The organism is Pararhizobium sp. PWRC1-1 (assembly GCF_049897905.1).
In the GTDB taxonomy this organism is placed as follows: Bacteria; Pseudomonadota; Alphaproteobacteria; order Rhizobiales; family Rhizobiaceae; genus Pararhizobium.
The window spans coordinates 270,129-280,225 of record NZ_JAFCXE010000006.1 but is presented as its reverse complement, the minus strand read 5'-3'; the positions used below and the strand labels follow the sequence as shown (position 1 = coordinate 280,225).

Below are 10,097 nucleotides of genomic sequence, written 5' to 3'. Positions count from 1 at the left end.
GCAACAACGAGCCAGATGACCTTCTGTCGGCCGGCGTCTCCGGCGTTTCGCTGAACATCAACTGGGGTTCTGACAACGCCAATCTGGGCGGTACCAACGACCGTTCGGTTGCCTTCACCGCCAATAACAACACCCCCGCTGTCGTGGTCTCGGGCACCTATGGTGCGACGCTGACTTCGCTTGGCCTGGCGGTTTCGACCACCCTGATCAACGGCGTGCTGGTCGGCTATACCGGCGAGACTGCCCCGACGGCGATCACCGGCGAAGGCTCGGCCAATGTCGTGTTCTACGCTTCGGTCTCGGATGCTGCCAACGGCAGCTATGACTTCACGCTGGTCAAGCCGCTCGATCATGCGACTGGCGACGGCGAGAACAGCCTGTCGCTGACCTTCAACTACACCGCCACCGACAGCGATGGCGATGCCAGCAGCAGCACTTTCACCGTCAATGTCATCGATGATGCACTGGTTGCCAACGTGGGCACGGGTTCGACGGTCGAGGACGAAGCGGTCAACGGCGGCAACAACGAAGAGGCCGACGGCTTCTCGGCTGGTGTGTCGGGCGTGTCGCTGAACATCAACTGGGGTGCCGACAACGCCAATGCCGGCGGTGCCAACGATCGCACGGTTGCCTTCACCAACACCACTGTCGCAGTGTCCGGCGCCAACGGTGCGACGCTGACCTCGCTTGGCCTGGCGGTTTCGACCACCCTGATCAACGGCGTGCTGGTCGGCTATACCGGCGAGACTGCCCCGACGGCGATCACCGGCGAAGGCTCGGCCAATGTCGTGTTCTACGCTTCGGTCTCGGATGCTGCCAACGGCAGCTATGACTTCACGCTGGTCAAGCCGCTCGATCATGCGACTGGCGACGGCGAGAACAGCCTGTCGCTGACCTTCAACTACACCGCCACCGACAGCGATGGCGATGCCAGCAGCAGCACTTTCACCGTCAATGTCATCGATGATGCGCCTGTTTTCAGCGGCTCATCGATCGGCGCGACGGTGGACGAGGATGATATTCGCAACCTTCGTTCTGGAGGCACGAGCCCGAGTGACGGCACGGCTGATGGCTCGTCGTCGGAATTTGCGCTTCTGGGCGGTGGTCTGGCTGCGACAGTTTCGGGCAGCGTTGCCTCGACGGTTGCGTTTGGCGCCGACGGTCAACAAGCTGGCGGCGGCTTCAGCTTCACGTCCGACGCGCTTGCCACGCTCAATGGCCTTGGGTTGACGTCCAAGGGCGGCGCGGTCGTCTTTGCGGTGGTCGGTGACGCGATCGTCGGTTACGTCAATGGCGCCTTCGGCGGCTTCCAGCCGGTCTTCGATCGTCCGGTCATGTCCCTGGAGTTGAACGAGACGAACGGTGCCTTCACCTTCCGTCAGTACGACCAGCTTGACCATGCCGCTGGCAACGGCCAGAACACCACGCTTGCCAACGGCCTTGCGTCGATCAACTTCGGCGCGGTTATCAATGCGACGGACGGTGACGGCGATGTTGTCAATCTGTCCGGCAAGCTGTTGATCACGGTTCGCGACGACGTGCCGGAAGTGTCGATCTCGACGGTCGGTTCAGTGACGATCGACGAAAGCGCGGGCAACCAGAACGACGACACGACCAGCAACAGCGTCCGCAACCTGTTCAACGGCGTCACCGTCAAGGGCTCGGATGCCGACATGGGCGGAGCGATCTACGCCCGCCATGATGTGGTCGACACCTCGGTCACCGGCGGCACCGACGACACGGTGACGAGCAACCTGACATTGCGGATCGACAATGTCGCCTCCGGCCTGTTCACTACCGAGGGCCAGGCGATCACTCTGTCCATGCAAGGCGACGTGGTGGTTGGTCGTATTGCCAGCGGCGAAGCCGCCTTTGCGATTGCGATCCAGCCGAATGGTGATGTCAGCGTCGCGCAATACATGTCTCTGGCGCATCCAAATACCGGCTCGAACGACGAGGCGATCAGTCTCGCCGGCAAGATCTCGGCCGTCATCACCGCCACCGACCATGATGGCGACGTGATCTCGAAGTCCGTCACTATCGGCGACAAGATCAGCTTCGATGATGACGGGCCGCGTGTTTTTGCCAATACACTTGTGCAGATCGATGAGGACGTTCTTTCGGGTGGCAATTTCGGAGGAGATGGCGACGATATCAACGGTGCCGCCCTGACCGGCACGCTGGCGCACGACAGCGGAGTTGATGGCACGGCATCCGTCCTCTGGTCGTCTGCCGGACTAACGCTTCCCTCTGGCTTCTGGTTCTCGGTTTCCACCGACGGTACGGTCATGACGATTACCCAGTTGCAGGGTGGAGTCTATGTGCCGGTGGCAACCGCGACCATCACCAATACTGCGACTGGCGCTTACTCTGTCGCGCAGGTCGCGCCGATCGACCATCCGCAGGGCACGATTCCGGGCTTCGAGGATAATGTCCAGTTCACAATCTCGTACGATGTCACCGATGGTGATGGTGATCAGGTTAGAGGAACGCTGAGCATCAACGTCGATGATGATACACCGACGGTTGCAGCGAACGCGGTGATTGCCCTTGATGACGACGCATTGAGCGGCGGCAACCCCGGAGGCGCTGGCGATGACGCCGAAAACTCCATACTGACCGGTGTGTTGTCGCACAGCGGCGGCGGCGACGGGACCGCTTCGGTTCTTTGGGCACCCAATGGCCTGACCTTGCCGAACGGCTTCTGGTACGATCTGTCCGCTGACAGCAAGACGATGACGATCACACAGCTGCAGAACGGCGCCTATGTGGGTGTCTTCAAAGTCGTGGTCACGGATCCGGCGACTGGCGCCTATCAGGTTACCCAACTGGCTGCGGTAAAGCACGACACTGTCGGGACGGAGGATAACCTTCAGGTCTCGTTCCAGTATCGCGTTACCGACGGCGACGGCGACGTTGCGACCGGCACGTTGACGCTCAATGTTGACGACGACACTCCGACACTGACGCAAACGCTGCGTTACAACGACGTTTATGAAGCGGGTATTGGCGCGGCAACCGGTACTGACAACAGCACATTTGCAGTTACCTACGGTGCGGACGGTTACGGCGCGACAGCCTTCACCGGCGCTCTCAAGCTCGATATCGGCGGCGGTCTTGCCGGCAATGTGAATCTGAACCTGGCCAACGGCTCCGACAGCTCGCCGAAGTTCACTTCGGAAGGCCGCGAGATCGTCTTCACTATGGTTGATGCCAACACCATCCGGGGTTTCGCCGGCAATGAGCTGATCATCGAGATCAAGCTGACGGACACCGATAGCAGCGCCAAGACGACGCTGTACGGCAACATCGATCACATCGCCGCGCAGAACGGCGCTGCCATCGACAGGCTGGTGGTCGATGCGACCGTCAGATTTACCGATGGCGACGGCGATGCCGTCACCGGCATCATCCGCTCGACAATCCACGACGAGGCTCCGGTCGCCATCGGCGCGGCGCAGACCGGCACGCTGTCTGAAGCAGGCCTGCCACTGGTGTCGTCAACGTTTGCCAGCCTGAACATCGATATCGGAGCTGATAATAAGGGCACCCATGTCAGCATCGGCATGAGCGGCGGCGTCCCGATTATCAATACCGGCCTCACCTCCGACGGCGTTCCGCTGCAGTATATCGTGCGGACAACCAATGGGGTGGATGAGGAACTGGTTGCCTTCAAGCAGGGCGATACTGCGGCCAACCCGGTCTTCATCGTCGCCGTTCTGCATCCCGGCAGTTTTGCAGCCACGCTCTATCAGAACATCGACCATGTCGGCGGCAATGATACCACCCTGGCCCTCAACATGGTGGCCCGCGTCTATGATGGCGACGGCGACTTCGTCGATCAGCCGTTCACGATCAACATTGCAGACAGCGTTCCGACACTGACGCAAACGCTGCGTTACAACGACGTTTATGAAGCGGGTATTGGCGCGGCAACCGGTACTGACAACAGCACATTTGCAGTTACCTACGGTGCGGACGGTTACGGCGCGACAGCCTTCACCGGCGCTCTCAAGCTCGATATCGGCGGCGGTCTTGCCGGCAATGTGAATCTGAACCTGGCCAACGGCTCCGACAGCTCGCCGAAGTTCACTTCGGAAGGCCGCGAGATCGTCTTCACTATGGTTGATGCCAACACCATCCGGGGTTTCGCCGGCAATGAGCTGATCATCGAGATCAAGCTGACGGACACCGATAGCAGCGCCAAGACGACGCTGTACGGCAACATCGATCACATCGCCGCGCAGAACGGCGCTGCCATCGACAGGCTGGTGGTCGATGCGACCGTCAGATTTACCGATGGCGACGGCGATGCCGTCACCGGCATCATCCGCTCGACAATCCACGACGAGGCTCCGGTTGCGACCGATGTGACCGCTGCCATGACCGAAAACGAGAGCAAGAGTGTCACTCTGGTTGAGGGCGTTCACTTCAATTTCGGGGCCGACGAATTTGGCAAGGCGTTCTCATTCGGTACGCCGAGCTACACTGGTATTCCGAATGGGATTACCCTGGGTACGCCAGACATCACCTTCGACACCGCCAACCACCAGATTTCGATTGTGCCGGGAACGGCATTCGACGTCCTTGCGGCTGGCCAGACTGTGGTGTTGCATATCCCCTACACGGTTGCCGATGGCGACGGGGATAGCGTCACCAAGGAGATCGCTCTCACGATCACCGGCACCAACGACATTCCGGTGATCGATCTGAGCACGGAGACTGCGGGCAACGATACAACGACCAATGCGGTCGAACAGTTGCCGCAGCAGTTTGCCTGGCAAGCTGGTCTCTCAGATGTCGACTCGCCGAACCTGCAGTCAATGAAGCTGACACTCGGCAACATTCAGGACGCAACAGCCGAAACACTGTCGCTCAACGCGACCGCGACGGTTGCCGCAGCAGGCCTGACCGTTTCCTACGACGCCACAAGCGGTGTCATGCAGATTACCGGCTCTGCGTCGGTTAGCCGTTACGAAACCATCCTGAAGAACATCACCTATCTGAACAGCAGCGATAACCCGCATGTTGCTCTGGACCGGACTGTGACGGTGGTCGTCAACGACGGCCTCGCCGACAGCGCGCCGCAGGTGGCGACCATCCATCTGATCGCAATCAATGATGCGCCGGTCCTTGCCGGTACCCTGACGGAAACTGTTGCTGAAGGTGGTAGTGTCGTGCTGACGCTTGCCAAGCTCGGCTATGCCGATGTGGATGACAACGCTGCCGGCGTGACATTCCAGGTATCCAACCTGTCACACGGTACGATTACCAACGGTGGCGCTTCAGCGACTTCATTTACAGCTGCCGAGTTGATCGCTGGCCTGATCATATTCAACCATGACGGTTCGGAGGGCTCCACCGCGTCCTTCAACGTCAAGGTCGAAGACGGCAACGAAGATGGTTCGGTACCGCTGGTTGGGACTTTCAACTTGACGGTAACGCAGGTGAATGATCTGCCAATTATCAGCTCTGGTTCGACCGGAAGCGAGGCTGAAAACGCGCCGATCGCCAATGTCGTATACCAGACCGTGGCGAGCGACGTGGACCCAGGCTCTACCCTGACCTATTCTCTGGCCGGGGCAGACGCATCTCTGTTCACTATCTCTTCGACAGGCGCTGTCACATTCAAGGCATCTCCGAATTTCGAAGCGCCGGCGGATGCCGGCGGCAACAATGTCTATGACATCATTGTCAATGTGACGGACGGTGTGAGCCCGGCAGTGACGAAGGCCGTCGCGATTTCGGTGACAAACGTCAACGAAGCGCCCGTAATAACGTCCGGTGCGACAGGGAGCGAAGCCGAGAATACCGTCATTTCCAACGTGGTATACCAGACGGTTGCAAACGATCCGGAAGGCGTGGCCTTGACCTACACGCTAACCGGTGCCGATGCTAATCTGTTCAATATCTCCGCCACGGGTGCGGTGACATTCAAAGCATCGCCGAACTTCGAGGTCCCGGCCGACGCCGGTGGCAACAATGTCTACAACTTCACCGTCAACGCCTCGGATGGCGTCAATCCGGCGGCGACGAAGGATGTGGCCGTTACGGTGACGGACGTGGTCGAAAATATAGCACCGGTCGGTGCCGCCGACCGTATCTTTACCAACGCCTCCAGCTTTGGCCCAGGCACGGCAGTTGAATTTGATCACGGGTGGCTGCTGAGCAATGATACCGATGCCAACGGCGACGGCCTGACGATCAATAGCTATAGCTGGGTATCCGGGAGCGGCGTTGCGATCGTCTCTTCGGGTGCATTTGACAATGGGAACACGCAAGTCGTCGTTGATCTGAACGACGGCGCATCCGGCTCCTTCACCTATGCCGCCACGGACGGCATTGCTTCGACGGGCAGTGTGGCCGTTGCCGTGCAGCGTTCCAGCAACGATGAGCTTATCCTCGGCGGCTCCGGAGGCGACATTCTGATCGATGCCCGGTCTTCAGAGGCGGTACTCGATGGTCGTGGTGGACGCGATTACATCATTGGCGGCAATTCCGACAACACCATTGTTGGCGACCAGAACGATCATCTGATCAATGGCGGTGGTGGTACCGATACCGTCAGCGTGGGCTCCAGCTTTACGAGTTCGAGCAATGCTCAGATTGTAAACGTAGAAGGGTTCACGCTGACCAGTGCGACGACCCTCAACCTCTCCAACCAGTCGGAAGGCTTCAAGATCTCGGGGTCGTCCGGTGCCGATACCATAACTGGCGGAGGCGGAAACGATACGATCAATGCAGGGGGCGGAAGCGATACAATCAATCTCTCTGCTGCAAATTCGGATCAGGACCAGATACGTTTCGCCACCAACACGGGAAGCGATACTGTGAATGGGTTCATTGCCGGGAAAGACAAGATTGCTTTCTTGGATGGAAATGGCTCTGGCGCTGTGGGTTTTAACAAAACGTCGGGTTCCTCTGCAGGGACGACTCTGGATGAAGACGATTTCGACAAAGTGGCAAGCATCACAGCGATCGATTCGTCCCTTGATGATAGGGTGATCGTCATTACAACCGCACAGACTGAAGCGCAGATCCTGGCGGCTACCGACAGTGCCAATAAGTCTTACGTCGTGGTTTACAACAGTACCGCAGGTGCCGCTCAGATCTGGTTTGATACAAATTGGAATTCAGGGGGAGGGGCGAGCCGTTCGTTGGTCGCTACGCTGAACGGGGTCACCGCTGCGCAAGTTGCCGCGCTCACACGTGCGGATTTCGTTGCATACAACAGCGCAACCGACCCCATCATCCTCGACCTCGATAACAACGGCTTTGCCTTCTCATCGATCGAGAATGGCGTCACCTTTGACATCGACGCCGATGGCAAGGCCGACAAGGTCGCCTGGACCAGCGCGGATGGCATCCTGGCTTACGACCTCGATGGCAACGGCAAGATCGACAATGGTTCGGAGATCTTCACTCCGAGCTTTGCCGGTGGCAACCATGCCGGTGGCGTCGCGGCTCTTGCCACGCTCGACAGCAATGGCGATGGCAAGATCGATGCTGACGACGATGCCTTCTCCAAGCTCTCCATCTGGATTGATGCCAATAACAACGGCATCAGCGATGCGGGTGAGCTGTCGAGCCTGGCTGACAACCATGTTGCGAGCCTCTCGCTTGGTGCAACACCGGTGGACGGGCTGGAAGATGGCCAGTCGGTTCTTGCCGAGGGCACTTTCACCCTCGACAACGGTTCGAATGGTCATTTCATCGAGGTCGGTTTCGACACGATCGTCGGTGACGGTTCGTTCGGCACAGCAGGCGATGACATCCTAGCCGGTGGCTTGGCCCACATGACCATGACGGGCGGCGCCGGGGCGGACACCTTCGTTCTGGATGCCGATGCCTTCAGGGGGATTGCTCTGGCAGACGTCATTGCCGACTACAAGGACAGTGAAGGTGACGTACTGGATGTTTCCAGCCTCCTTACATCGCTGCTCGGTCACGAGGCAACGGAAGCCGATGCCATGGCGAATGTGAACACGTCCATTAGCGGCGCCGATACTGTGGTCAGCGTTAACGATAACGGCGCCTGGCATGATGTTGCGGTTCTTCAGGACTACACATCGACGGTCAAGGTTCTTTATGATGACGACCACAACACAACCTCGACATCGCATTCCGTCTAACTAACGAATGGGCAATGACCTTGCCGGAATAGTGACGCGGCCGAATTATCGGCCGCGTTTTCTTTTGAAGTTAAGGTTAAATTGCAATGTCGAGTCGCCCTCAAGATTTTATGTGTACAATGATATTTGGTAGTGGAATTCAATATTGGTAGGTGTTTATTTGCCGAGGGATTGACTGGTTTCTGTCGCAGAAATGCAACTATCTGTTGGGAAGATTCTTTTGCGATGGAATGGCCCAAAAATGGACAGGCTAAAAAAAATCAGTTGGCGTATGACTGCGCTGAGGTCGGGGCATTTCGGGGATTCTTGTTCGGGTATTTTCTCGAAGAAATAAATATTAACCAGTTTTGACCGGTGATTTTATAATAAAAACTATTGATATTTATGTGACTCGAAATTCCCGCGGTTGGGTGGAGACTATAAATATTCGTTTTGGGGATTTTCCTCTTGGAATTTCGTGAGCTCTGTTCTTGGGCGGAACGGCTCTATGCACGGCTGGGAGTTGATACGTGATGAAAATGAAAAGCAGGCTGATAGCAGTGTTGTGTGCAACTGTGTCGTTTGGTTTTGTTCTTGGCGGTACTGCAGAGGCGATGAGCCTGAAGCAGGCAATCGATAAGACGCTGAAAACCAATCCACAGATTCTGCAGGCGACAAAAAATCGCGAAGCCGTGGAATTCGAGCTGCGTCAGGCGCGGGGGCTTTACCTGCCATCGATTGATTTGGAAGCCGGCGCCGGCAAACGCCGGCTGGCGAGCCCGACTTCGGGTGGTCTCTCGACCGATCACGATAGCCTGTCACCGTCCGATGTCAGTCTGAGCATTACCCAGACATTGTATGACGGCGGAGCGCGGCGTGCCGAAGTCAACCGTCAGGCATCGCGCGTCGACGGCGCGTCGTTCCGGGTTCTCGAGAGGTCCGAGTCCCTGGCGCTCGAGGTCGTTCAAAGCTATCTGGAATACATCTTGCAGACCAAGATTGTTCAGGCCGCCAAGGATAACCTTGGTTTTCACCGGCAGATACTCGGCGACATCAAGGATAGCATCAAGGGCGGTACTTTGACCGACGCCGACGGGCTTCAGGGCAACGAACGCCTGGAGGCGGCCAGTGCGCGGTTGATCGAAGCCAATCAGGAACTCGAGGCAACGAAGATCCGTTTCCTGAAAGTCGTTGGCGAGGCGATTTCCAAGGTGGAAACACCCGGTTCCGTTGCGAAATACCTGCCGCGCACGCTTGATGACGCAATCTTCATTGCGACCAAGAGCAGCCCGCGAATGTCATCGGCGTCTGCCGATATCGATGCTGCCGATGCCGGTGTGCAGGGCGCCCGGGCAAACTACCTGCCGAAGGTCAATCTGGAGGCAAGCGCCAGTACGGGTGACGACATAAACGGCGACTACGGCAATACCAATGATCTGCAGGCGCGCGTCGTTGCTCGCTGGAATCTGTATCGTGGCGGCATTGATATTGCCCGCGAGCAGGAGCAGATTCGCCGTGCAGGTGAGCAGCGCGAAATTCTTCACGAAACCCATCGCGAAGTCGAAGAATCCGTCCGGTCGGCCTGGAACGAGCGCAAGAGCCGCGGCGAGCTTGCCGCTGCTCTTTCCCGCCAGTCCAAGACAAATGCCCAACTGGTTTCTTCGTACCGTGAACAGTTCCGGGTCGGGCAGCGGTCATTGCTGGACGTGCTGGATGCGCAGAACACACGCTTCAACACCAGCGTTCTATCCGACACAGCCCGTCTCGCAGCACTTTTCGCCGAGTACAAGATTCTGGCCGCATCTGGAAAGCTCGTGGCAACGATGGGCCTGAAGCCGATGGATCAGGGTACTGAATATGCCCGCCAGGAGTTTGGCGTTCCCGCCACTGTCCAAGATGCAAATTATGTCGAGCTTGATTCTCATCAAAGCGCCGATAAGCCCTTCGATCTGCTCGCCCCTATCCGGTCCCAGTAACCAACCGGGT

Annotated in this window: 2 protein-coding genes; both read left to right on the top strand. The window is 58.0% G+C overall.

Annotated features, from left to right (window positions below; genetic code table 11):
* Positions 1 to 8,132 (top strand): DUF5801 repeats-in-toxin domain-containing protein (locus tag ACP7E0_RS12660; RefSeq protein WP_426125314.1); only part of this gene is annotated, 8,132 nt, incomplete at its 5' end.
* Between the two features lie 512 nt (positions 8,133 to 8,644).
* A complete protein-coding gene (locus ACP7E0_RS12655) occupies positions 8,645 to 10,087 on the top strand; it encodes a TolC family outer membrane protein (protein WP_426125313.1) in 1,443 nt (480 codons plus the stop codon).
* The last annotated feature ends 10 nt before the right edge of the window (positions 10,088 to 10,097 follow it).

Excerpts from the sequence above, each read along its gene's own strand:
- ACP7E0_RS12655 (WP_426125313.1), top strand. The coding sequence starts at position 8,645 with ATGAAAATGAAAAGCAGGCTGATAGCAGTGTTGTGTGCAACTGTGTCG.